Annotated in this window: 20 protein-coding genes; 11 read left to right on the top strand and 9 right to left on the bottom strand. The window is 58.8% G+C overall.

The genetic code is table 11. The features are described 5' to 3' along the window. The first annotated feature begins 138 nt into the window (after positions 1-138). From dapF to RCJ00_RS14610, 5 genes are all read left to right on the top strand, one after another. Positions 139-972, top strand: coding sequence for a diaminopimelate epimerase (dapF, locus tag RCJ00_RS14630; RefSeq protein WP_316222866.1), 834 nt, complete (start codon positions 139-141; stop codon positions 970-972). Continuing rightward, on the top strand, positions 969-2,240 hold the full coding sequence (gene mtaB, locus RCJ00_RS14625) for a tRNA (N(6)-L-threonylcarbamoyladenosine(37)-C(2))-methylthiotransferase MtaB (RefSeq protein ID WP_316222865.1): 1,272 nt from the start codon (positions 969-971) through the stop codon (positions 2,238-2,240). Before dapF ends, mtaB begins: the two co-directional genes overlap by 4 nt. Continuing rightward, entirely contained in the window at positions 2,237-3,190 is a 954-nt protein-coding gene (gene ftsY / locus RCJ00_RS14620) for a signal recognition particle-docking protein FtsY (RefSeq protein WP_316222864.1), read from the top strand. The genes mtaB and ftsY overlap by 4 nt, the downstream gene beginning before the upstream one ends. Beyond that, the gene (locus tag RCJ00_RS14615; protein ID WP_316222863.1) at positions 3,187-3,930 is read left to right on the top strand and encodes an inner membrane-spanning protein YciB; all 744 of its coding nucleotides are present in this window, start codon (positions 3,187-3,189) and stop codon (positions 3,928-3,930) included. Before ftsY ends, RCJ00_RS14615 begins: the two co-directional genes overlap by 4 nt. Positions 3,931-4,021: 91 nt before the next feature. Then, complete coding sequence (locus RCJ00_RS14610; protein WP_316222862.1) at positions 4,022-4,690, top strand: MarR family winged helix-turn-helix transcriptional regulator; 669 nt, start codon at positions 4,022-4,024, stop codon at positions 4,688-4,690. On the opposite strand, the gene RCJ00_RS14605 is transcribed toward RCJ00_RS14610, so the two are convergent. After that, the gene (locus tag RCJ00_RS14605; RefSeq protein ID WP_316222861.1) at positions 4,687-4,977 is read right to left on the bottom strand and encodes a hypothetical protein; all 291 of its coding nucleotides are present in this window, start codon (positions 4,975-4,977) and stop codon (positions 4,687-4,689) included. The two genes, RCJ00_RS14610 and RCJ00_RS14605, sit on opposite strands and share 4 nt — an antisense overlap. Positions 4,978-5,112: 135 nt before the next feature. On the opposite strand from RCJ00_RS14605, the gene RCJ00_RS14600 reads away from it, so the two are divergent. Further along, positions 5,113-6,669, top strand: coding sequence for an ArnT family glycosyltransferase (locus RCJ00_RS14600; RefSeq protein ID WP_316222860.1), 1,557 nt, complete (start codon positions 5,113-5,115; stop codon positions 6,667-6,669). A 543-nt stretch (positions 6,670-7,212) separates the two neighbouring features. Here the strand turns inward: RCJ00_RS14600 and RCJ00_RS14595 are convergent. Then, the gene (locus RCJ00_RS14595) at positions 7,213-8,268 is read right to left on the bottom strand and encodes a 1,9-bis(guanidino)-5-aza-nonane synthase (RefSeq protein WP_316222859.1); all 1,056 of its coding nucleotides are present in this window, start codon (positions 8,266-8,268) and stop codon (positions 7,213-7,215) included. A 528-nt stretch (positions 8,269-8,796) separates the two neighbouring features. Between RCJ00_RS14595 and RCJ00_RS14590 the strand changes: the two genes are divergently transcribed. Further along, positions 8,797-9,819: an AraC family transcriptional regulator gene (locus tag RCJ00_RS14590; protein ID WP_316222857.1), complete on the top strand. Its 1,023-nt coding sequence runs from the start codon at positions 8,797-8,799 to the stop codon at positions 9,817-9,819. 85 nt (positions 9,820-9,904) lie between these two features. Here RCJ00_RS14590 and RCJ00_RS14585 read toward each other — a convergent pair whose 3' ends face one another. After that, positions 9,905-11,176, bottom strand: a complete 1,272-nt coding sequence (locus RCJ00_RS14585) for a type III PLP-dependent enzyme (protein WP_316222855.1) — start codon at positions 11,174-11,176, stop codon at positions 9,905-9,907. A gap of 307 nt (positions 11,177-11,483) precedes the next feature. Between RCJ00_RS14585 and phnD the strand changes: the two genes are divergently transcribed. Next, a complete protein-coding gene (gene phnD / locus RCJ00_RS14580; RefSeq protein WP_316222853.1) occupies positions 11,484-12,512 on the top strand; it encodes a phosphate/phosphite/phosphonate ABC transporter substrate-binding protein in 1,029 nt (342 codons plus the stop codon). A gap of 33 nt (positions 12,513-12,545) precedes the next feature. On the opposite strand, the gene RCJ00_RS14575 is transcribed toward phnD, so the two are convergent. Continuing rightward, on the bottom strand, positions 12,546-13,622 hold the full coding sequence (locus RCJ00_RS14575) for a glycosyltransferase family 4 protein (protein WP_316222852.1): 1,077 nt from the start codon (positions 13,620-13,622) through the stop codon (positions 12,546-12,548). A gap of 271 nt (positions 13,623-13,893) precedes the next feature. Here RCJ00_RS14575 and RCJ00_RS14570 point away from each other — a divergent pair, with 271 nt between their 5' ends. The 3 genes from RCJ00_RS14570 to RCJ00_RS14560 all read left to right on the top strand — a co-directional run bounded on the left by RCJ00_RS14570 (position 13,894) and on the right by RCJ00_RS14560 (position 17,244). Next, positions 13,894-14,568: a TetR/AcrR family transcriptional regulator gene (locus RCJ00_RS14570; protein ID WP_316222850.1), complete on the top strand. Its 675-nt coding sequence runs from the start codon at positions 13,894-13,896 to the stop codon at positions 14,566-14,568. A 170-nt stretch (positions 14,569-14,738) separates the two neighbouring features. Beyond that, positions 14,739-15,104 carry an aspartate 1-decarboxylase gene (gene panD, locus RCJ00_RS14565; protein ID WP_316222848.1) on the top strand — a complete coding sequence of 122 codons (366 nt, stop codon included), beginning with the start codon at positions 14,739-14,741 and terminating at the stop codon, positions 15,102-15,104. 262 nt (positions 15,105-15,366) lie between these two features. After that, positions 15,367-17,244 carry a ribonucleoside-diphosphate reductase subunit alpha gene (locus tag RCJ00_RS14560; RefSeq protein WP_411267549.1) on the top strand — a complete coding sequence of 626 codons (1,878 nt, stop codon included), beginning with the start codon at positions 15,367-15,369 and terminating at the stop codon, positions 17,242-17,244. Positions 17,245-17,408: 164 nt separating this feature from the next. Here the strand turns inward: RCJ00_RS14560 and RCJ00_RS14555 are convergent, their stop codons facing one another. Genes RCJ00_RS14555 through RCJ00_RS14535 form a run of 5 tightly spaced genes read right to left on the bottom strand, consistent with a single transcriptional unit; the run spans position 17,409 to position 23,322 of the window. After that, positions 17,409-18,428 (bottom strand): type II secretion system F family protein, encoded by a 1,020-nt coding sequence (locus RCJ00_RS14555; RefSeq protein ID WP_316222846.1) that lies wholly within the window; start codon positions 18,426-18,428, stop codon positions 17,409-17,411. Positions 18,429-18,437: 9 nt separating this feature from the next. Further along, complete coding sequence (locus tag RCJ00_RS14550; RefSeq protein ID WP_316222845.1) at positions 18,438-19,439, bottom strand: type II secretion system F family protein; 1,002 nt, start codon at positions 19,437-19,439, stop codon at positions 18,438-18,440. 4 nt (positions 19,440-19,443) lie between these two features. Then, positions 19,444-21,039, bottom strand: coding sequence for a TadA family conjugal transfer-associated ATPase (locus RCJ00_RS14545; protein ID WP_316222843.1), 1,596 nt, complete (start codon positions 21,037-21,039; stop codon positions 19,444-19,446). 51 nt (positions 21,040-21,090) lie between these two features. Then, positions 21,091-22,572, bottom strand: coding sequence for a CpaE/TadZ family protein (locus RCJ00_RS14540; RefSeq protein WP_316222842.1), 1,482 nt, complete (start codon positions 22,570-22,572; stop codon positions 21,091-21,093). A 51-nt stretch (positions 22,573-22,623) separates the two neighbouring features. Then, positions 22,624-23,322, bottom strand: coding sequence for a CpaD family pilus assembly protein (locus RCJ00_RS14535; protein WP_316222841.1), 699 nt, complete (start codon positions 23,320-23,322; stop codon positions 22,624-22,626). Position 23,323: the final 1 nt, after the last annotated feature.

Here is a 23,323-nt window from a genome sequence, read left to right as displayed (position 1 = left end):
CAGGTGGGCGCTCTCCCTCTGCGCAATACGAGGGCATTATTTTCACAAAATCCTACATTTATGCCGGTTTTGCGACTATATAGCGCCATTGTCACGCCTAAGTGACGATACACTTAATCAAGTGACCGCACGCTGACCATGACCCGCCCCTTTCTAAAGATGAATGGCCTTGGCAATGATTTCATTGTCATCGATGCCCGCGACCAGGCTTTCGCGCCGGCGCCGGAGCAGATCCGCGCCTGGGGCGACCGCACATCCGGCATCGGCTTCGATCAGTTGATCGCCATAGAAGGCAGTACCGAAGGCGACGCCTTCATGCGCGTATGGAACACTGACGGCAGCACGGTGGAAACCTGCGGCAATGCCTTGCGGTGTGTCGCCTGGTACCTCAACCGCGATGCGAACGACCGGACGCTGAAGATCGACACCCTGGGCGGACAGACCCGTGCCCGCGTACTTCGCGCCGACGCCCGGACGGGGACGGCGAGCGTCGATATGGGCAAACCGGGTCTGGACTGGCGGCAAATCCCGTTGGCCGAAGAGATGAACACCGCCAAGCTGGAATTGCAGGTCGGGCCGATTGATGCGCCGCTGTACCACACGCCGGTGGCGGTAAGCATGGGCAATCCGCACGTCGTCTTTTTCGTCGATGATATAGCGACGGTCGATGTCGCCGCGACAGGATCGCTGATCGAAAATCACCCCCTGTTCCCGGAAGGCGTTAATGTCGAATTCGCCCAGGTGATCGATCGTCAGACCATTCGCATGCGCGTCTGGGAACGCGGCGCGGGCATTACCAAGGCGTGCGGCACGGGTGCCTGCGCTACGCTGGTCGCCGCCGTCCGGCGTGGCCTGACTGATCGCGCCGCCACCATCATCATGGACGGTGGCCCGCTACATGTCGCCTGGGCGGAGAACGATCATATCGTCATGACGGGGCCGATCGAGGTCGAGTTCGAGGGCCAGTTGTGAGCAAGGTCGACGTCGTTACCTTTGGCTGCCGCCTGAATTCCTACGAAAGCGAGGTCATCCGCAAGACCGCCGCCGAAGACGGGCTGGACAACGCCATTATTTTCAATACCTGCGCCGTAACGGGCGAAGCCGTGCGCCAGGCACGCCAGGCCATCCGCCGCGCCCGCAAGGAAAATCCCGATGCGCGCCTGATCGTTACCGGTTGCGCCGCCCAGACCGATCCTGACACCTTCGCCAATATGACCGAGGTCGATTTCGTCATCGGCAATGCCGACAAGCAAAAGGCCGGCGCTTACCGGCTGACGCCTGATTCGGCCCGCGTTGTCGTCAACGACGTTTTCAGCGTCAAGACCACGGCTGGCCATCTGATCGATGGACTGAAGGATCGGGCCCGCGCCTTTGTCGAGGTTCAGAACGGTTGCGACCACCGTTGCACCTTCTGCATCATCCCCTATGGCCGCGGCAATTCGCGCTCGGCAGCGGCGGGCGATGTGATTTCGCAGACCCAGACCCTCGTTGCCCAAGGCTATAACGAAATTGTGCTGACCGGGGTCGACCTGACCTCGTGGGGAGGCGATTTGCCCGGCAATCCGCAACTGGGCCATCTGGTGACGCGCATCCTCAAGCATGTGCCCGACCTGAAGCGCTTGCGTTTGTCCTCCATCGACGCCGCCGAAATCGATGACACGCTGCTGCGCGCCTTCGCGGAGGAAGAGCGGCTGGCGCCCTACCTGCATCTGTCGCTACAACATGGCGACGACATGATCCTTAAGCGGATGAAGCGCCGTCACCTACGCGCCGATGCCATAGCCCTGGTCGAAAAGGTGCGGCGCGCCCGCCCGGACATCAGCTTCGGTGCCGACATGATCGCAGGCTTTCCGACCGAGACCGAAGACATGTTCGCCAATGCCGTGTCGCTGGTCGATGCCTGCGACCTGTCCTTCGTGCACGTCTTTCCCTACAGCCCGCGTCCACAGACACCGGCGGCAAAGATGCCGCAACTGCCGCGCCCGCTGATCAAGGAGCGCGCCGCCCGGTTGCGTACCAAGGCCGAAGAGGCCCTGACCCGTCATCTAACGCGCCAGCACGGCCGCGTTTTGTCGTGCGTCGTTGAAAAGCCAGGCTTTGCCCGCGCCGCCGACTTCACCGAAGTCGTCTTTGACGGTGACGCGATGGTCGGCGGCCTCAGCGACATCCGTATCCACGGCCATGATGGCAAACATGTCATTGGCACGCTGGCCCAAACTCAGCTACAGCAGGCGGTATGAGCGAAGACAAGAAAAAAGGCTGGTTTCAGCGCCTGACTGCGGGCCTGTCCCGCACCTCGCAAACCCTGACCGAATCCGTCACCCAGGTGTTCCAGCAAAAGGAAGCGCTGGACGATGCCGCGCTTGAGGAATTGGAAGACCTGCTGGTCGAAAGCGACCTGGGGCCGCAGATTGCCGCCACCATCGCCGGCAAGATGGCGCAGCAGCGCTTTTCTTCGGCCAAGGACCCGAATGCCGTTCGCTCCGCCCTGGCCGAGGCCCTGGCTGACGAACTGGCCGGACACGAAGGCATATTCGATCCCCTGGCGGGCCCACGTCCCTATGTCGTGCTGTTCGTGGGCGTCAACGGGTCGGGAAAAACCACTACGCTCGGCAAGATCGCGGCCAAGCTGACCAAGAGCGGCGCCAAGGTCCTTATCGTCGCCGGCGATACGTTCCGCGCCGCCGCTGTCGAACAGCTAAAGGTCTGGGCCCAGCGCGCTAATGCCGATTTCATGGGCCGCAAGACCGGGGCAGACGCCGCCGGACTCGCCTACGACTCCTTCGTCAAGGCGAAGGAAGAAGGCTATGACGTGGTATTGATCGACACGGCCGGCCGTTTGCAGAACAAGCAGCAGCTGATGGACGAGCTGTTGAAGGTCGTCCGCGTCATCAAGAAAGTCGATCCTGACGCCCCGCACGAAACACTTCTGGTCCTAGACGCCACGGTTGGCCGCAATGCGCTCAGCCAGGAACAGATTTTCGGCCGGCAAGCCTTCGTATCGGGCCTGGTCATGACCAAGCTGGACGGTACGGCGCGCGGCGGCATTCTGATCCCTATCGCCAAGGCCTCGGACGCCCCAATCAAGCTGATCGGTGTCGGCGAAGATATTGAGGACCTGCACGATTTCAAGGCGCGTGACTTCGCGCGCTCCATGGTCGGCCTCGAGCCGTTGGGAGATGCGCAATGACGTCCCGAACCGAGCCCCCAGAAGGTCATGAGCCCATTGATCTGGGTACGGAAATCAAGGCTGGCGATCAGATTGTCGATCGCGCTGCGGGAAAACTGGCGGAAAAGTTGGGCGAGGCCAATCCCGAACTGGCGCTGAAACCCGAAGCGCCGAAGCAGAACACGATCAAGATGGTCGTCGATTACGGGCCTCTTGTCGCGTTCGGCCTGACCTTTTTCGCCTGCTCCGCGCTCAAATTGGTTGAGAAACCGATGGCACTGGTATGGGCATCGGGCGTGCTCGGCGCTGCATCCGTGGTTGCCCTGATCGCCGGCCTGATCATGGAAAAGCGGGTGGCGTGGATACCGCTGATGTCCTGCCTGATCACCATCCCATTCAGCGTGCTGACGGTCGTCTTCAAGGATCCGACCTTCGTCAAGATCAAGATGACCATTGTCGATGCCATCATCGGGTCGATCTTGCTGGGGGCGCTGGTGCTGAAGAAGGAGCCTTTGAAGGCCCTGCTCGGCGACAGTCTCAAGCTGAAGGATGCCGCCTGGCCGAAGCTGACCATCTATTACGCCCTGTTCTACTACGCCATGGGCGCGACCAACGAAGTCATCTGGCGCACGCAGAGCGACGATTTCTGGGTGACGTGGAAACTGGTGTCCATGATCGGCGGGCCTATCGCGTTCTCGATCGTTCTGCTCCCATTCCTGATGAAAAATCTGGAAACTCCGCCAGAGGAAAAAGCAGATTGATTATTTACTCCGTGTTCTGATTGAAATGTCGTGAATACGTCATATAGTCATGTCACTATATGGCGCGGCAAAAAGAAAGCGGCTGGACATCATGAAAAAATCAAAGCACGGCGACAAGGTCATGTCGAAAAATGGGCTCGATACCTCGCCGTCGCATTTGTTGCACCGGGTGTTGCAAATTGCGCTTGATATCTACAGCGAGGAAGCGGGCGAAGGGGCTTTGTCGCAACGACAATATGCCGTTCTGAAAGCTCTGGAAGGGTCGGAAGGCCTGTCCCAGACCGATCTGGTCCGGCTGACGGGCATTGATCGCTCAACCCTGGCCGACCTGGTGTCGCGCATGCTGGCCAAGGAGTTGGTGGCGCGCGAACGATCCGTGACTGACGCCCGCGCTAATCTGGTTCAGATCGCGCCCAGCGGCAAGGCGGCTCTCGCCGAAATGGAACCCCGCGTTGCCGCCGCCGATGAAAAGATTCTCAGCCTCTTGTCCGCCCCCAAGCGCGACAGCTTCGTCAAGCTGCTGCGTAAGCTGACCGCCGCCCGGGAAGAGGCCTTGTCAGGTGAGATCAAGCCACGTAAGGACACCGTCGCCGACGGCGAAAAGCCCATCAAGGAAAAGAAGGGCGGCAAGAAAAAAGACAAGGTTTCGGGCAAGAAGATGAAGAAGCTGCCCTTCCCGCCCCTGTCCGAAGGCGTATCGGAAGCCGCCACCACCGAGGAACTGGTTCACGCGCCGGTCGTAAAGGCCGTTTCGGTCTAAACCACGATATTCAGATAGGACCCCGGACGACGCAGCGGCTGATCGGCTGATTGCGGGGTCGCAGGAGCGGCGCTGGTCTGCACATTGGTTTGCACTGGGGCCGTCGCCTTGGCGACGTCAGCGGCGGTATAGGTGGCCGGCGTAATCTTGGGAGCGGTGACCTGCTGGAAAAACGCCTTTTGCGCCGCCAGGGCACTGGCGAAGCCGCCTTCCGGCTGGACCGGTTTGGGCGCGGCCGCCTGCGGATTAAGCATCTGGGCGAGTGAGGGGCGAATCGGCGTGGTCATGCCCAAGGTTTAGCTATTTCAGGTATTTAAATGGTTAACACGGCTTAAGGCGGCGTTAATTTCTGCTAAGGCGCCTTAAGCCGCGTCCGGCGTGCGAGTAACCATATTTTTCAGGTTTGACCTGTATACGGTGTGATGCCCTCGATCTCGCCTCAGATACACGCCCGTCCGCACCTTTCCGGCGTCCTGCGTCAAATCGCCGAACAACACCCCCGTCTGACCGCGGGGCTTGTGCTTTTGCTGTGGACCCTCGCGGTCCGCCTCCCCTTCATACATGTCATCGGCGATGACGAAGCCTTCTTCAGCGTCGTTGCCAGCCGATGGCTTCGGGGGGAGTTGCCCTATGTGGCCAGTTACGACATCAAGGCGCCAGGCATGTTCGCCCTCTTTGCCGCTGTCCAGTTCTTCGTCGGTTCAGGTCTGGCGCAAATCAAGGCGATAGAGATCCTGTTCATTGCCTGGGGCGCCTATAGCCTGCACCGGATGCTGACGGACCACGGATCGCCGGCCATGGCCTTCTGGGCGGCCGGTCTCTACCCGATCTATTCCCTGTTCCAGGAAGGCACCACCTTCCCGACACAGCATATCCAGATGGCGCTCACCATCGCAGCCGTCCGGCTTATGCTTGACGCCGGGCGGGCTGATGAGCGGCGCGCCCTGGGCATACTGGCACGCAGTGGCCTGATGATCGGCTGCGCCGTCATGGTCAAACAAACCGCTGCCTTCGAAGGTCTGGCCCTGTTCGGGTGGCTGGCCTGGCAATGCTGGCAGCGCAAGACCGTCTGGCCTCTGGCTGTGTTTTGTGGTGTGGCGCCCCTGCCGACACTTGGTTTCGGGCTTTATTTCGCGGCCACCGGCCATTTTACTGAAGCGTTCAACGATGTGGTGATGTCCGCCTTGCAGCGGTCACAACTCGACATGTGGATCCAGACGCAGTCGCCTTTGATAAAGTTCTTCCGGCGGCCTTTAAACTTTCTGGCCATGATCAAGCCGCTCCTGGTCATCACGGCGGGCGCCCTTCTGGCCGTGCTGCGGCTGGGGCGCGTACGAGCCGTTGCCCCGCGCCTGATTGCCCTCACCCTCTTGTGGTACGTCACGGCTGCCATCGGCGTGTTGATGGTCAAATCGCCCGATCTCTATTGCGGCTTTCCGTTGATGACGCCGACCGTCATCCTGTTTGTCGGCGTCCTGTGCCACGGCATCGACTTCAAGCCCCGGCAGCGTAACCTCTACATGGCCCTGTACATGACGGCCGCCGTCGCACAGCCAATGATCATGGAACGCGAAGACCTGTTTCCCGGTGGCTACCTGGCGATCCCGGACTACCGGGCCAGTGTTCTTGGGGCTGAAAGCTTACGCAAGCAGGGCATAAAGCCCGGAGACAATCTTCTGGTCCTGAGCCGCGGGCACTATGTCTACCTGTTCACCCAGACCCTGCCAAAGGCGAAATACTTCAACGCCATGCACCTCCTGTGCAATTTTCCCACGCCCGACGCTGATCCCCTGGGTGCCGCCTTTGACAGCCGTCCGCAATACATCCTGCTATCGGATATGGCCTATGTGATGGGATGCCTTAATCGCGATCGGTTGCCGCAGATATACAAGCGGCTCGACGCCGACTACGATCACGTCTCTACGGTCCGGGGGGACTGGGATGGCTTTAACGTCTATAAGCGCAAGCCAGGACACTAAGCGGCGTTCGTCGACGCGGTCGAAAAGGGCCTAAGGCAAAACGCAAAACGGAGACCCTGATGGGGTGCCATGGTCTGCGACCATTGCCGGCACCCAAAACGCAAAACGACGAGAGACCCTGATGGGGCGCCATGGTCTGCGACCATTGCCGGCACCCAAAACGCAAAACGACGAGAGACCCTGATGGGGTGCTATGGTCTACGACCATTGCCGGCACCCAAACGCAAAACGACGAGAGACCCTGATGGGGTGCTATGGTCTACGACCATTGCCGGCACCCAAACGCAAAACGGAGACCATTGGGGGGCAATGGTCTCCGTCGCATGCCACCGGTTTCGAGGGGGGGGGATGATCCCGGTGACGAACTTGTTGCTTTATTGCTGGATGAGAGGACTCATTCAGCGGTCTGCGTTAGAACTGTATCTAATACTTTGCGCAAAAAATGCTAGTGCGACGCACAAAATATCTACGCAAAATAAGGGATATTTTCCCTGCTTCACGTATTTTTGAACACATTATTGCGCAAAGCCATAGATGGCCAGGTTACGCGAACAGCTTGGCCCAACGCGGCTTTTCACGGCCTTGCCAAGCGCCGCGATGGTAGGCGTCGGATCCGATGAGCGGAACGACCGTGGTCGCTTCGGCAAAAACCATCTGTTCGTAGGTGGTCGAAACCTTACCCCACGACGCGGCTTCCTTCAGCGTCGAGGACGAGCAAGCGCCGTCGCGCACGTCGGCCACAGTGATCTGAACCGCGTATTTGTGCATGTCGGCTTCGACACCGAGGATTTCCGCGCAGACAACCGTGTCCTGGGCAAAGTTCTTCGGCACGCCGCCGCCGACCATGAACAGGCCGGTCGTGCCGGCAGCGATCTTGATGTCCGTCAGTTCACGGAAATCAGCAACCGCGTCGATGGTCAGGTAGGGCTGCTTGGCGGCAATGCGTTCCTTCTGGTGCTTGACCAGACCGAAACCGGCCGAGGAGTCGACAAACGCCGGACAGAAGATCGGCACGCCTTCTTCGTAGGCGGTCTGGATCAGCGAACCCGGCTTCTTGGCGTTGCCGGCGGCCAGCCATTTGCCCATTTCCCAAATGAATTCGCGCGACGAATAGGGGCGCGGTTCCAACTGGTTGCAGATTTCGAGAATAGTGTGATCGCAGTTCTGCAGCTCCTCTTCATCGATGTAGGTATCGTAGATACGATCGATATAGTTGTCGCGCAGTACGTTGTCGTCAACCTGGCCGGCGGCCTGATAATGCTTGAAGCCCAGGGCTTCGAAGAAATCCATGTCGACGATCGACGCGCCCGTGGCGACCACGGCGTCGATCATGCCAAATTTCACCATGTCGCGATAAACATGCATACAGCCACCGGCTGAGGTCGAACCAGCCAGGATCAGCCAGGTCGAGCAACCTTTGTCGGCCAGAGCCATGTTGAAGATGTCGGCAGCGCGCGCCGTGTCGCGCGACGAGAAGGACATCTTGCGCATCGAGTCGATGATCGGACGCGCATCATAGGACGTGATGTCGACGTGTTCGACCGTCTCGGCGAGGAGCGTGGCCTTCATGTTGGAAAGAGGTGCGGTGTCTGCAGTCATGTTTGCGTTCCTTTGAGAAGCGCCCCGGCAGCGGGGTGGGTAAAGGTGGACGCCCGTCATTTGCCCTCAATCCCCCAGACGGTGCGATGGGGAGGGTTATCAGAGCGGCGCGTATAGACTATCGCCCCGACTTTGGCAAATGACTTCAATCGAACACCGTTCGACTTTGTAAAGATTTGATTGGGTCGCGGCGTTCGCCGCATATCTACCGCATTTTCGCAAAACATTTATGATAACAGTACCATGAGCTGAAATCGAATGGCCAATATCGAAAGACAGTCTATTGCGCCAATTGGATTAAATTTCGCTCTTTATGGATATTTTTTTAAAGTACCTACAATTCTAAATCGTTCTAAGTTTTGTATTTTTCACTTTGTGGATTATTTTTGGGTCCACGTTGTTTTTTTCGCTTAGCGGCTTTTGCCTTTCATTACTGGACAAGTGTTACCTTTGCACATGAAAGCTTTTCCTTTACTACCCGATTCCGAGCAGTCGATCACTCAAAAACGGTTTACGGGGAAGAATGTCATGGAAGGAAATCCGCTGGATTCCGTTGAAACATGGCAATGCGTCGGCGACAGCTTCGAAAAATTCCAGGACGTCATCTGTACATTCTTCCATTGGAACTGTGCTCAGGAAAGTGGCGGCCCGGACTTCCAATGGCAAATGAACCTTGGCGTTCTGAAATCCCAGGAAGACCGCAACGACCCGCAGATCCACATGGCCCGCCTGATCTCAACCTCAGGCTTCGTGCAGATTCAGACCACCGCCAGTCACGATGTCATCATTATCATGCCGGTAAAGGGCTATCTCAATCTGCGCCGCGGGACTATGACGCAGAAGGTCACCGCCGGCCAGGCGATGATCTACCAGCCCATGGGGGAGACCCATGTATCGCACATCGCCGACGGCCAAACCTGCGAAGCCTATATTATCAAGGTGTCATTCAGCTGGGTCCAGCGCTTCCTGTTCGACATTCTGCAACTGCCCGTCGAACGCGACTTGCGCCTCGGTCCTGTCATCGACCTGGGCACGCCCAAGGCGCGCGTCCTGTCGCGTTTGATTTCCACCCTGTGTTCCGACGCCTTCACCTTCCAGAGCCGCGACTTGTCACCCAGCCTGCAACATCGCCTGGTCGAGACATTCAGCCATCTGCTGCTGGAAAGTATTCCGCATCGCTATTCCGACCGCATGCAGACCACCAAGGCGGGTCCCATGCCCAATTATCTGCGGCTGGCGCGCGACTACATGCAACGCGAAGCCCGCAACAATCCCAGTATGGCCGATGTGGCAAAGGCGGCAAATATCAGCGTCCGGACGCTGGAAACCAGTTTCCGCGCTCATCTTGACGTCACGCCGCACGCCTATTTGCGAACCATGCGCCTGAAGATGACGCGCCAGGCACTGATGGAAGGTCGCGACGGCCGCTCCATCGCCGATGTCGCCGCTGCGCATGGCTTTCCCCACGCCGGACGATTTGCTCAGTATTACACAGAGCTGTTCGGGGAATCCCCATCGGAGACCCGCCGCAAGGGCCCTTTGGCGCTTTAGTTTTTCGAGAAACGGCGTGGATTCTCAGTCGATGAGTCCCAAATTATGTAATCAAGGCCGGTACGCGTACCGGCCTTGAAAAATCCTATGCCTTGGCCTTGACCCGCTTCTTGCCACGCTTGCCGCCCTTGGGACGGTTGAGGCGAACGACCTTGTTGTCGTCGACATCGAACAGCGAGCGCGGGTTGCTCAGGCTGCGTGGCCCTAGACCAAACAGGGAAGCCATAGGCGCGTCGTCGAGGAAAACCGTCTCCGTCTCACCATAGCCATTGAAACGCGTGCCCATAGTGACGCCATAGGCGCCCAGCATGCCGATTTCGACATAATCGCCTTCATCGACGTCAGCAGGCAGCCAGAAGGGGCCGGGCATGGAATCGATGGAATCGCAGGTCGGACCGTAGAAACGGAACGGTTTCAGGGTCTCGCTCTCGGCCTCGTCCTGACGGTGCAGGCGCACCGGGAAGGGCCATTTGGCGTGGGTGGCATCGAACAGATTGCCGTAAGAACCGTCATTGAGATACAGGGCGTCGCCCTTGCGCAATTCGACCTTGGTCAGGACCGAGGTCGATTCCGCCACCAGCGCACGGCCAGGTTCGGCCCAAAGCTGGGTTTCGTCATGCACCTTCATTTCGTTGAAGGCGCGATTGATGGTGTCCATGTATTCCGACAGGGCCGGCGGGATCATGCCGGGATAAACTGACGGGAAGCCGCCACCGACATCGACGACGTCGGCGAAGACGCCCGCACGGACCAGTGACCGCGAGGCGGACGCCATGGCCGCCGCATAGGCGGTCGGGCGCATGCATTGCGAGCCGACGTGGAAGGAAATACCCATCATGTCCTGGGTCGCCTGGCGCGCGGCCAGCAAAAGGCTGGGCGCTTCGTGAGTCTGAGCGCCAAACTTGTTGGTCAGGGGCAGGTTCGAGCCTTCGCCCGAGGTCGCCAGGCGCACAATCAGATTCAGATCCTTGGCGTGATTGGTCGCATCCAGGATTTTGGCCAGTTCTTCATGCGTATCCAGCGAGAAGGTGCGAACGCCGAAATCGAAATAGGCACGGGCGATTGATACTCGGCTCTTGACGGGATGCATAAAGGCCAGGCGCGCCGCCGGCAGCGTGGTACGCACCAGCTCGACTTCCTGGATCGAGGCCACATCGAAAGACCGGACACCGGCCGCCCACAGGGTTTCGAGAACCCACGGAGACGGATTGGCCTTCACGGCATAAAAGACATCGCCTTTGAAATTAGCCTGAAACCATTGCGCGGCAACTGTTACGGGCGCGCGTCGCACGAGTGCGACGGGACGTTCCGGAGGCTGCTTGCGGACCAGGTCCAGGGCTGACTGGTAGTTTTCCACCACAGTGCACCCTAAATTAAGTTAACCCAGACCGGCGTTAGCAGCGATGCCTGAGCCTCATCCCGCGGAAGGTACATGACCTTTTTGCGGAAAATGAGGCAGGACCTGTATGAACTCGGGGTCCGCCGGAAGAATGCCCTATATAGAGGAATAGGAAATTATGTAAAGAATAGCCGGTAAAAAAATTTCGCCCGGCGACCGACAAACGCAAGCCGTTAAAACAGTTGCCACTGGCGGCAAACTTCCCATATGATTCTTGTGGGCGCGGAACTAAAGACAGTAATGGGAGCTCTGCGGCATGTTGCCGATGGCTTTATCTCGCAAGGCATTTTTATACGGTTTACTGGCCACTGTCGCGGGCACGCTTGGCGCCTGTGAGCGCACGGCCGATCTCGGCGCCCGTAAAGACATCGCCTTTTCCATATTGTCACCCGAAGGCGCCACATCCGCAAAAGCCTTGTGGATGCCGCTGCTCAACGACCTGGCGGATCAGACTGGTCTTAAGGTCAAACCGGTTTTCGCTGAAGATTATGCCTCCCAGGTCGACGCCCTGCGGACCCACAAGGTTCAAATCGGGTGGTTCGCAGACCTGAAAGGCGTCGAAGCCATCACGCGCGGCCACGGCGAGGTCTTTGCCAGGGCCGATGCCGTCACTGCCCTGCAGGGGCTGATCATCGCTCCGACCGAGTCGAAGCTGACGCCAGAAGACCTGCTGAAATGCGACCGAAAGCTGACCTTTGCCCTGGGCGAACGTGACAAGCCGGCCTCCGGCCTCGCGCCACAATACTATCTGTTCCAGCCGCAAAAGCTGGCGGCTGGGCAATGCTTCAAGACTATTACAACAGGCACGCCAGACGCCAATATATCGGCCGTGCTGAATGGCAAGCTGAACGCCGCCGCAACCGACACCACTGCCCTGCTCGCTCTACAGCACACCGACGACGCGGCTTTTCGAAAGCTGAAGGTTATATGGGCGTCCAATCCATTTCCGGGCGACGCGCTGATCTATAGGCAGGATCTTGACCCCGTCACCAAGGAGAAGCTTCGATCCTTCTTCCTGAGCTACGGCCGCGCCGCCGGTGCCGATGGCGACCGCCAGCGTGCCATTCTGGGCGCGCTGCGTGTCAAAAGCTTTACGCCCGAAGACAACACCCACTTTATTCCGATAAAGCTGATGCAGGCGTCGGTGGCCATGGCCGAGGCCGAGCGCGGCGGCAATAGGGACACGATCGACAAAGCGCGCCTGGCGCTCAGAAAAGCCCGGGCCGAACAACGCATGCTGGACGCGCACACCGCGCCACAACTGCCCGCCGACCGCCAATCCAGTCCAGGCTGAGCGGCCCAAGCCGCTACTATCAGGCCGCTACCATCAGGCCGCTTCTGGCTTCCGCCGGATCTTGCGCGGCAACTGGCGCAGCCGCGTCCACAATTTTGTCTTGGCCGGCTCGGGATAGGGCTCCAGATTGCGGATGAACTCGGCCGCGCATTCCGGCCAGGAAAATTTTTCGGCATAGGCGCGAACATCGCGGCGGTCGATCTTCAGGGCCTCCTGGATGGCGACGGAGAGATTGTCGTTGATCGCTCCTGCGCCTGAGCCCGGAATAATGTCTATCGGACCGTGCGCGGGGAAGGCCGCCACCGGCGTTCCGGCCGCCATGGCTTCGGTAATCACCAGGCCGAAGGTATCGGTCAGAGACGGGAAGACGAAGACGTCTGAATCCGCATAGGAACGCGCCAGTTCCTCGCCGAAGCGCGGCCCCGTGAAAACCACATCCGGGTATTTCAGCTTCAGCTCCTCCAGTTGTGGTCCCTTACCGACCACTACCTTCGTACCGGGCAGGTCGAGCGACAGGAAGGCCTCGATATTCTTTTCGACCGCAACGCGGCCGACATAGGTCATGATAGGACGCGGCAGGTCGCCAAAGATCGGCTCCAGGCCCGGTTTGAACGTCACCGTATCGACACCGCGCGTCCAGGGCGAAATATTCTTGAAGCCCCGCTCCTCCAGATCCTTCTGCAGGGTCGGCGTCGCCACCATCACCCGACCGGATGGCTTGTGGAACCAACGCATGAAGGCATAGCCCCAGGACAAAGGGATCGGCAGACGCGCCGATACGTATTCAGGGAACTTGGTGTGATAGCTGGTCGTGAACGGCAGTTTGAATTCCTGGCAGACCCGCCGCGCCGCCATACCGACGAAGCCTTCCGTCGCGATATGGATAGCATCCGGTTCATAGTCGAGGATGATGCCACGCACCTCCTCATAACACCCGAGCGCCAGCTTGACCTCCGGATAGTCCGGCCAGGACACGGTTTTGAACTGGTTGTAGTCGATGATATGGAACTCGTGACCGAGCTTTTCGCACTCCTCTATAGTGCGGCGAAGCGTCGTCACCACGCCGTTCACCTGAGGTTCCCACGCGTCGGTTGCCAGCAAGATACGCAAATTCGTCTGTCCTCAGGGGCGGATGTCTCAGCTCCCTATTGCCCGGTTTGTCCCGAATTGGCAAGCAACAGACGTCATCGCTGTTTGCGAACCCGAAATTTCTTGTGCCGTGCACAAATTACGCCGAGGGAGACAAAATCGCGGGCCGGTGCGCGGTTTGCGGCTTGCTTAAAGTCCAAAATCCCTTATTTTTAAAAGTGAGGACGGATTCCGATACCTCCCATTGTCAAATGACAATATACGGGATTCCAGAAAGACCCCAGAAAGACCCATGAGCGAGCCACCAAAACTTGCGCAACTGCGGGATAAAGAAACGCCATCCCGTGACGGCGGGGCCAAGGATACGCCCAAATCGCGCCGTACCCGCGTGCAAATTCTGGAAACGGCCATGCGCCTGTTCGCCGAGTTGGGCTATGACCGCTCCGGCAATGCGGCCATCGCCGAGGCCTGCGGTCTGACACGCGGCGCCATGTTGTACCACTTCCCGACACGCGAAGACCTGGTTGAGGCCGCCGCCTGGCACATCCATGCCGCCCGCGAAGCCGCCTTTGAGGCGGAAGCCAAGAAGCTGAAACCGGGCCAGGACGCTCTGGACGGCGCGATCGATGCCTATTGGCGTCTGCTCAGTTCGGTACCGTTTGCCGCATTTCTGGCGCTGGAGCGCGCTGGCCGGCAGGACAGCGAGGTCGCCAAGGCGATCCGTCCCGCTCAGGAGGCCTTCGACAAAGCCGCCATGGGCCGCGCCACTCCCGGCTTCATCATGGCGGGTGCCGATGCCCGCTTCCAGGCCAGTCGCGATCTGGCCCGCTTCGCCCTTGACGGCATGCATCGCGCCGCCCTGACCTATGAATCGGACGCCCGCGTCGAGAATGTGCTGACCGTCATCAAGCGCGCCATCCATATGCTCAACCGCAAGGGAGACGTTACCGACCTGTGGGGCGAGTAAGCCTGAACCCCGTCCGTCGGCGTGAGGGCTTACGCGTGCGGTTCTATACATGTCAGATCGGCTGATCGAACGACTCTTTACGTCATGGCCCCTGCCGGCGACATCTTCATTGTGGACGAAGAGTGCGAGGGCGCGTAAGGGAGCCAAAACTGTCCTTAGCGAGTAATTCCATGCGTCACGTTCTGCGTTCCAAGATCCATAACGCCTATGTCACCGAAGCCAATCTGGCCTATATCGGGTCGATCACCATAGATGAAGCCTTGATGGAGGCCGTCGGCCTCTGGGAAGGCGAACGCGTCCTTGTGGTGTCGAATACGTCCGGCCATCGCCTGGAAACCTACGTCATTAAAGGCGAACGCGATTCCGGCGTCATCGCCATGAACGGCGCGGCTGCTCATCTGATCAGTGAGTCGGAACAGATCATCATCATGGGTTTTGAGCTAACCGACACGCCGATTATCCCCAGCGTCGTGCTGGTCGACCGGCACAATAAACTTGACCGCTACCTGTCCGAAGGTCCGGCGCAAACCGTGTGACGATTCGTTCACAGCTTTCGTGAATCCGGCGAAAATTCGTATCGCATTCGCAAGCCTTTGAGCGGTATGGAGAAAGCGGAAATTTAACGCCTCATTAACGAAAAAGTTCGCCAAAACATCGACTTGATCCTTGACGAAAACTCTGGCCTATGGCCCCATATATCGACGGCGGGGGCGCCCAACACACTAGATATAGTTGTTTGCGTCCCCCATATGGGTAGCTCCGAGCACGGAGCGGTTTGAGACTAAGGGTAGAGTGAAGATGTCAGCGAACGAAGCAGCCAAGCGTGAATCAACAGCAGCCCCCTCGGCCAAGGCAAACATGGCTGTGCGTCCCAAGGCGCGCCCGGAGTTCAAGCTGGTCAAACATGTCGTCACCGACCCGTCGCGCGATTCGCTGCTGACCGATTTCGGCAAGACGACCCTGGACGACCGATATCTGATGCCAGGCGAATCTTATCAAGACATGTTCGCCCGCGTCGCCACTACCTATGCCGATGACTCCGAGCACGCCCAGCGCATCTACGACTACATCTCGCGCCTGTGGTTCATGCCGGCGACTCCGGTCCTGTCGAATGGCGGCGCGGCGCGCGGCCTGCCGATTTCGTGCTTCCTCAACGCCGTGCCCGACAATCTCGAAGGCATCGTCTCGACCTGGAATGAAAACGTCGCCCTCGCCTCCAACGGCGGCGGCATCGGCACCTACTGGGGCGGCGTCCGCTCCATCGGTGAAAAGGTCAAGGGCGCCGGCCAGACCTCCGGCATCATTCCGTTCATCCGCGTCATGGATTCGCTGACCCTCGCCATTTCCCAAGGCAGCTTGCGCCGCGGTTCGGCCGCCGTCTATATTGACGTCTTCCACCCGGAAATCGAAGAATTCCTGGAAATTCGCAAGCCGTCGGGCGATTTCAACCGCAAATCGCTCAACCTGCACCACGGCATCGGCATTACCGACGAGTTCATGGAAGCTGTCCGCGACGGCACACCATTTGGCCTGCGTTCGCCCAAGAATAATGAAGTCCTGCGCTTCGTAGACGCCCGTTCGCTGTGGCAGAAGATCCTCGAGATTCGCCTGCAAACCGGGGAACCCTACCTGATCTTCTCCGACACGGTGAACCGCGCCATGCCCGCGCACCAGCGCGAACTGGGCCTGAAGGTGCGCCAATCGAACCTGTGCTCGGAAATCATGCTGCACACCGGCGTCGATCACAAGGGCCGCGACCGCACAGCGGTATGCTGCCTGTCGTCGGTCAATGCCGAAACCTTCCTGGAATGGCGCGATCAGCCGGGCTTCATCGAAGACATCATGCGCTTCCTCGACAACGTTCTGGAGGACTTCATCCAGTGTGCCCCGTCGTCCATGGAGCCCGCCATCTATTCCGCCATGCGCGAACGGTCAGTCGGTCTGGGCCTGATGGGCTTCCATTCCTTCCTGCAAGCCCAAGGCGTCGCCTTCGAATCAGCCATGGCCAAGTCATGGAACATGCGCCTGTTCAAGCATCTGCGCCGCGAAGCGGACAAGGCATCAGTCAAGCTGGCCGAAGAACGGGGCGCCTGCCCGGACGCCGAGGAACGCGGCGTCATGGAACGTTTCTCGCACAAGCTGGCCATTGCCCCGACTGCCTCAATTTCGATCATCTGCGGCGGCACTTCAGCCGGTATCGAGCCGATCCCGGCCAACATCTATACCCACAAGACCCTCTCGGGGTCATTCGCCGTCAAGAATCCTTATCTGGTCGCCCTGCTCGAAGAAAAGAACCTGAACAGCTCGGAAATCTGGGACTCGATCGTACAGCATGAAGGGTCCGTCCAACATCTGGATGCTTTGTCGCAGGACGAAAAAGACCTGTTCAAGACCGCCTTCGAAATCGATCAGCGCTGGGTGGTTGAACTGGCTGCCGACCGTACGCCGGAAATCTGCCAGTCGCAGTCGTTAAACATCTTCCTGCCCGGCGATGTCGACAAGTGGGACCTGCACATGCTGCACTGGACTGCATGGGAGCAAGGCGTCAAGTCGCTCTACTATCTCCGTTCCAAGTCGGTTCAGCGCGCCGCGCACGCCGGCGCCGAAGCCCGCGAAGTCGTCGAAAAGATGGATACGCCGCGCACCGACTACGAAGAGTGCCTGGCCTGCCAATAAGTCTGTAGGCAAACAATCATGGTGATATGAGACGCGAGGCCCCAGGCTCCGCGTCTCTTTTTATAGCCTTAGCGACGGCTTTGCGGATTATCTGTGTTGGTGCTCACATAAGTACGGGCAGAGACGAGACGAAGTGGTCAGGCCTGCTTAGTGGTTAGGCCTGCTTATTTTTGCTTGCTGACATCATTGACTACAGGGGCATCCGGCTTGTTCTTTTGCATATCTGTGATGCGCAGAACGACCGGTCCGAGAATGACCAGGAAGAGCACAGGCAAGAAGAAGACGATCATTGGAACGGTCAACTGGGCCGGCAGGGCGGCGGCCTTCTTTTCAGCGGCCGACAGACGCATTTCACGGTTTTCCTTGGCCATGACGCGCAGGGCCGTGCCGAGAGGAGTACCGTATTTTTCCGCCTGTACCATAGCCGTACACACCGACTTGATGCCTGGATGCCCCGTGCGCCTAGCCAGACCGTCATAGGCCTGACGACGCTCTGGGAGGTAAGACAGCTCAGCCACCAACAGGGACAGTTCCTCGGCCAGTTCGATCGAAGACGGTCCCATTTCGGCAGCCACCTTTTGCAGAGCGGTCTCGATCGACATACCCGCTTCGACTGAAATCAGCAACAGGTCGAGCGAATCCGGAAAGGCCTGCATGATCGACAGACGACGTTTTGCCGCGCGGTTTTTGATATAAATATTCGGTGCATAATAGCCGATGACAAAAGACCCAACCGTGATCAACATCTTGATCTGAAACGAATAGTGGCCGACATCCACCACGAACATCTCAAAAGCCGCAATGGCACCCAGGACGAACGGCATGGCAAAGCGGAAGAAGTAGAAGGTGGAGACAGGCTTGGGCCCGCGATAGCCGGCCATGGCCAGATTTTCGACCACCTTCGGGTCTTCCAACAAGGTCTTCAGGTTCAGGCGATCGACGATGTTGCGCGCCAGACCTTCGTCCTTTTGCCGTAGGCCGCCCGCGCCGTCCTTAGCCACGTTCTGACGTGACAGTCGGCGCAATTCCTCACGACGATTGGCGACCGACTTCATACGCTTGTCGAGCTGGTCGCCCGAGGTCATGCTGCGGCCCAAGGTGACAAAGGTCAGGAAAGCCAGGATAGCAACAACACCAGCGATCAGGTTGCCGGGGTTCATGATGAATGCAGCGAAGTCTTTCATATGCCCCCCTTAGAATTTGAAGTTGATCATCTTGCGCATCATCATGATGCCCATGAACATCCATACCGCGCCGCCTAACAGCATCAGTTGCCCGCGAACATCGGTGAACATCGGCGCGATGTATTCCGGGCGCGTCAACGCGATCATGGTGCCGACGCCGGGCGGCAGAACCCCAATGATCGAGGCCGAGGCGATGGCTTCGGATGACAGTGCCTTGATCTTCTCACCCATCATCTTCCGCGCGCGCAGGACGTTCGACAGGTTACCGAGTGCTTCGGACAGGTTGCCACCGGTCTTGGCCTGAATGGAAATGACAATGGCGAAGAAGCGGAGTTCGGGGGCAGGGATGCGTTCGCTCATCTTTTCCAGTGCGCCGTCGAGCGACATGCCTACGCCGACGTTTTCGACCAGACGCTGAAATTCCGGCCCGAGCGGCGCATGACATTCCTTGGCAACCAGTTTCAGGCCGTCATTGACAGGCAAGCCGGATTTGATACCGCGGACAATAATGTCCATGGCATTGGGAAACTCTTCAGTGAATTTCTTGACGCGTTTGCCGGCCATCACGCCGAGTACCCAGCGCGGCAAGCCATAGCAGGCAATGAAAGATGCACCCAACCCAACCAGCAGGCGTCCCCAGACCGGCATTTGGCCGAGCACGATAACTGGCGGAAAAAAGGCAACAGCACCCAGAATTGCACTGAATATCCAGAACTTTGCCACATCCGGTTCAAGCCCGGCATGCAACATACGGGCCCGTAGCGTAAGTCGCGCCTTGCGCTCCCGCTTTTCAGCCTCTTTGAGCTGCTCGCTGATTTGCTTGCGGCGCTCTTCCGGCGTCTTGGCCTGCGCCTTTTGACGATGCTTGGCGCGCGAGCTCGTCCCCAAGCCGATGGTTTGGGTGCGTTTGGTCAGGGCTGCCGAAGATCCGCTACCGCCGCCTGTTATGGCATAGCCCAGGCTGGCGAGGATCACGAAGCTCAGAAAGGCGATGAGAAGGGTTAAAAGCATAGCGTTACTCGGAAGCGTCTAGGGCTTCGGCCAACTCGCGCTCGAGGCCATAATATTTGGCGCGGTCCCAGAAGCGCGGCCGGCCAATGCCGGTGGAGCGATGGCGACCGAGAATCTTGCCTTGCTTGTCTTCACCCTCGATTTCATAAAGGAACAGGTCCTGGGTGACGATAACATCACCTTCCAGGCCCAGGACTTCGGTGACGTGGGTAATGCGGCGCGAACCGTCCCGCAGACGCGCGGCTTGAATGATCAGGTCGATCGACCCGACGATCATTTCGCGGATCGTCCGCGACGGCAGGCCGTAACCGCCCATCGTAATCATCGACTCGAGACGGGAAACAGCTTCGCGCGGCGAGTTGGCGTGCAGCGTGCCCATGGAACCGTCGTGGCCGGTGTTCATGGCCTGGAGAAGGTCGAAAGCCTCCGGGCCACGAACTTCGCCGACGATGATGCGTTCGGGGCGCATACGCAGACAGTTCTTGACCAGATCGCGCATGGTGATGGTCCCCTGACCTTCCAGGTTCGGCGGTCGGGTTTCCAGACGCACCACATGCGGCTGTTGCAGTTGCAGTTCGGCAGCGTCTTCGCAGGTCACGACCCGTTCGGTTGGATCGATGAAGGCCGTCATGGTGTTGAGCAGGGTTGTCTTTCCCGAACCGGTACCGCCGGAGATCAAAACGTTGCAGCGCGAGGCACCGATGACACCGAGGACGCGCGCGCCTTCCGGACTGATGGAGCCGAACTCCACCAGGTTGCGCATGGTCAGTTTGTCTTTCTTGAACTTACGGATGGTGAGGGTCGGCCCGTCAAGCGCCAGCGGCGGCGCGATGACGTTGACGCGGGAGCCATCTGGCAGGCGGGCGTCGCAGATCGGCGAACTTTCGTCAACGCGTCGGCCGACCTGGCTGACGATGCGCTGGCAGATGTTCATCAGCTGCTGATTGTCGCGGAAACGGACATTCGTCAGTTGAACCTTACCACCCACTTCGATGAAGACTCGGGTCGCGCCATTGACCATGATATCGGCGATATCGTCGCGCGCCAGCAAAGGCTCAAGCGGCCCGTAGCCCAGGACGTCATTAATGATGTCCTGGACAAGGTTATCCTGTTCCGCCACCGACATCGAAACGTTTTTGATCGCCACCAGTTCGGCGACGATGTCGCGAATTTCTTCCGAGGCCGCCTTGTGATCGAGCGACGCGAGTTGCGACAGGTCGATCGTGTTCAGAAGCGCATTGAAGATGGCGGTTTTGGTGGCGTGATAGTAGTCGGACTGCTCACGCACGATTTCCGTCACGGCCTGTGCCTGGTGCATCTGCTCGAGGCCCTGAGCCAGCTTTGCCTTCGCCGCGCTGTTTGCCGCTTTGTCACCGGACGAGCCACCGACACGTTTTTCCTGGCTCAGTTCAGGAAGCGCCACCTTGGGCGCGGTGTTTTGCGCCGGCGTCTTGGCGTCAAGTTTCTGAGGACGGGTGGCGATGTCCGAATTGGCGGAGGCCGGGGGCGGCGCAGCATTGCCCCCGCCCTGGCTAAGCGCCTGCGGCTTTACCTCCGAAGGCGAAGGCGACGCCGGTGCCGACGCTGGCCGCGCTGCCATCGATGCCTTTTTGTCATCTGTCGGACGTTTTCCAAACACGTTGCGTGTGCCTTACTTCTTAAAGAGGTTGGCGAGGAAGGATGACGACTTTTTCGTCTTAGGTTCCGGATTTCGGCCGGTGACTTTCGAAGTCAGTTGCATAAGGCTGTCGGCCACCTTGGAGGCCGGACCGCATTCGGCGATCATCTGGCCATTATTCGATGCCTGGCCGAACAGCTTGGCATCGAAGGGGATGAGTACGGCGGGCTCGACACCAAGCGCAGCCGTAAAATCCTTCACCGGGATTTCCGGGCGGCCTGGCATATCCATCTGGTTAAGCACCAGACGCGGCGGCGTGTCGTTCGGCCGATACTGCTTGAGCAGATCGATGATGTTCTTGGCATTGCGCAATGAGGCAAGATCCGGCGTGGCAACGATGATAACTTCATCGGCGGAAATCAGGTTCGACTTCAGCCATGGCGTCCAGACGTGCGGCAAATCCATGACGATATACGGCGCGGCTGAGCGGATCTTGCGGGTAACTTCTTCGTAGGTTTCCTGATCTGCCGTATAGTCCTGGTCAAGGGTTGCCGGCGCGGAAAACAGCGACAACCGTTCGGTGCACTTGGTCAGCATGCGGTCCAGCAGGACATTGTCCAGACGGTCCGGCTCATTGAGCGCGTCGGCCATGCCGTGCAAAGGGTCCTGATTGAAATCCAAGCCCGCTGTACCGAACGGCAGGTCATAGTCGACGATAACCGTGTTCGATTGCATCTGTTCAGACAGATTATAGGCGAAGTTGTGGGCGATCGAGGACGAACCGGCGCCGCCGCGGGCGCCGACAAAGGCGATGGTGCGACCAACAAACGGCGTCTCCGGATCGTCAAACAGCCCGGCAGTCGTCTTGATCAGTTGCAGCGGCTGAACCGGCAACACCATGTATTCGCTGACCCCCTGACGGATCAGTTCCCGATATAGGGAAATATCGTTGTGAGCACCGATCACCACCACCTTGGTGTTGGCGTCGCACACTTCGGCGAGTTGCCCAAGCTGATCCAGCAGATCGCGTCCCCGCGACCCGCTTTCGACAAAAATCAGGGATGGCGTAGGTTCATGCCGGTAAGTATCTATGGCTTCCGAAATGCCGCCACGGCGAACGATACACTGCGCGCGAGCCATCCGGCGGTCGAGGGAGGCCGTATCGCATGCGGCAAGCGAGGCTTCGCTTTCGGGGAAGAAATGAATCGTAATGCGCGGAATGGATACCGCGCCGATATCTTCATCTTCTGCAAGGTTATGCAAACCCAGAGGTGGGGCGGCCGCGGCAGGCGCGGCGAACGCCTGGCGTTGCATCGCCATTTCCGGTTCGAAAGCCTCAGCCGTATCAAAATCATCATCGGCAAAGGGGTCGCTCACCGTCTCGTCAACCCGTTGCGGAGCGGCCTGGCTGCCATAGTCATCCTCTGCATCCAGACGCGCCTTATAGTCGATGAATTCGTCATCAAGGTCGTCGAGGCTGTCGAACGGATCGGTATGTTTGGCGGGGTTTACCATGGTCTGCCTTGCTCTGCCAAATGTTGCTGGCCGGGGGTCGATTCGGGTGTGTTAGTTGATGGCTTGCGAAATCTTTGCGTCGGACGCGGAATCGGCCTGCGCCGATGTCACTTCACCCTTCTGATACTTGCCTATGATTGTCGTTTTCCGAGCGGCATCCTTGGGTGTCGCTGCACGCGGATTATCCAGATCACGCGGGTCTGCAATCTGGGCGGCAAGATTGGCGTTCACCGCACAGCCGAAATTGTCATAGGGCCCATTATTGAAGGTCTGGGTGAGGTTTTCCCAAGACTGATTGCAGGCGTAAGTCCGGGACCGGTAAAATACCATATTGACGGTTATGATATCGGTTGGTTGTTCACGGGCGCTCAGGATCGTCAAATTCGGTTCTGCCACATCGCGGCCGCGCAGATATGAGACGACACCGCGACCGGCTGAAATTGCGGCCGGTTCGCCGCTGGTGACGATTTCGACATTTACCGGTTCGCCATCTATCCAATTGGCCTTATCGGCTATCTGATCCAGCGCGACCCGCTGATTCTGCGACAGGCCATTGGGATTGATACGCAGGTTGATCGTCTTACGAAGGGTTTGCGCCTGGAGCGGATACTGATCAATTGGCGTTACAGGCTTGGGCGTGTTCAGATTGGCGTGGCTGCCCGTTGTCGTCGTGCAGGCAGCCAAGCCGAAGCCGGAGACGGTCAACAAGACGGCAAGTTTGAGGGCGGGTTTGAAAAGAAATGCAGTCATG

It is taken from the genome of Asticcacaulis aquihabitans (genome assembly GCF_032490435.1).
Taxonomy (GTDB): Bacteria; Pseudomonadota; Alphaproteobacteria; order Caulobacterales; family Caulobacteraceae; genus Asticcacaulis.
Note: the sequence above shows the minus strand (reverse complement) of the source record. Positions and strands in the feature narration are given on the sequence as shown.

What these genes read in the sequence shown, in the direction of transcription:
- dapF (WP_316222866.1), top strand. Translation starts at nt 139, where the DNA reads ATGACCCGCCCCTTTCTAAAGATGAATGGCCTTGGCAATGATTTCATT.
- ftsY (WP_316222864.1), top strand. Translation starts at nt 2,237, where the DNA reads ATGAGCGAAGACAAGAAAAAAGGCTGGTTTCAGCGCCTGACTGCGGGC.
- RCJ00_RS14615 (WP_316222863.1), top strand. Translation starts at nt 3,187, where the DNA reads ATGACGTCCCGAACCGAGCCCCCAGAAGGTCATGAGCCCATTGATCTG.
- RCJ00_RS14610 (WP_316222862.1), top strand. Translation starts at nt 4,022, where the DNA reads ATGAAAAAATCAAAGCACGGCGACAAGGTCATGTCGAAAAATGGGCTC.
- RCJ00_RS14605 (WP_316222861.1), bottom strand. Translation starts at nt 4,977, where the DNA reads ATGACCACGCCGATTCGCCCCTCACTCGCCCAGATGCTTAATCCGCAG.
- RCJ00_RS14600 (WP_316222860.1), top strand. Translation starts at nt 5,113, where the DNA reads ATGCCCTCGATCTCGCCTCAGATACACGCCCGTCCGCACCTTTCCGGC.
- RCJ00_RS14595 (WP_316222859.1), bottom strand. Translation starts at nt 8,268, where the DNA reads ATGACTGCAGACACCGCACCTCTTTCCAACATGAAGGCCACGCTCCTC.
- RCJ00_RS14590 (WP_316222857.1), top strand. Translation starts at nt 8,797, where the DNA reads ATGGAAGGAAATCCGCTGGATTCCGTTGAAACATGGCAATGCGTCGGC.
- phnD (WP_316222853.1), top strand. Translation starts at nt 11,484, where the DNA reads ATGGCTTTATCTCGCAAGGCATTTTTATACGGTTTACTGGCCACTGTC.
- RCJ00_RS14570 (WP_316222850.1), top strand. Translation starts at nt 13,894, where the DNA reads ATGAGCGAGCCACCAAAACTTGCGCAACTGCGGGATAAAGAAACGCCA.
- panD (WP_316222848.1), top strand. Translation starts at nt 14,739, where the DNA reads ATGCGTCACGTTCTGCGTTCCAAGATCCATAACGCCTATGTCACCGAA.
- RCJ00_RS14560 (WP_411267549.1), top strand. Translation starts at nt 15,367, where the DNA reads ATGTCAGCGAACGAAGCAGCCAAGCGTGAATCAACAGCAGCCCCCTCG.
- RCJ00_RS14555 (WP_316222846.1), bottom strand. Translation starts at nt 18,428, where the DNA reads ATGAAAGACTTCGCTGCATTCATCATGAACCCCGGCAACCTGATCGCT.
- RCJ00_RS14550 (WP_316222845.1), bottom strand. Translation starts at nt 19,439, where the DNA reads ATGCTTTTAACCCTTCTCATCGCCTTTCTGAGCTTCGTGATCCTCGCC.
- RCJ00_RS14545 (WP_316222843.1), bottom strand. Translation starts at nt 21,039, where the DNA reads ATGGCAGCGCGGCCAGCGTCGGCACCGGCGTCGCCTTCGCCTTCGGAG.
- RCJ00_RS14540 (WP_316222842.1), bottom strand. Translation starts at nt 22,572, where the DNA reads ATGGTAAACCCCGCCAAACATACCGATCCGTTCGACAGCCTCGACGAC.
- RCJ00_RS14535 (WP_316222841.1), bottom strand. Translation starts at nt 23,322, where the DNA reads ATGACTGCATTTCTTTTCAAACCCGCCCTCAAACTTGCCGTCTTGTTG.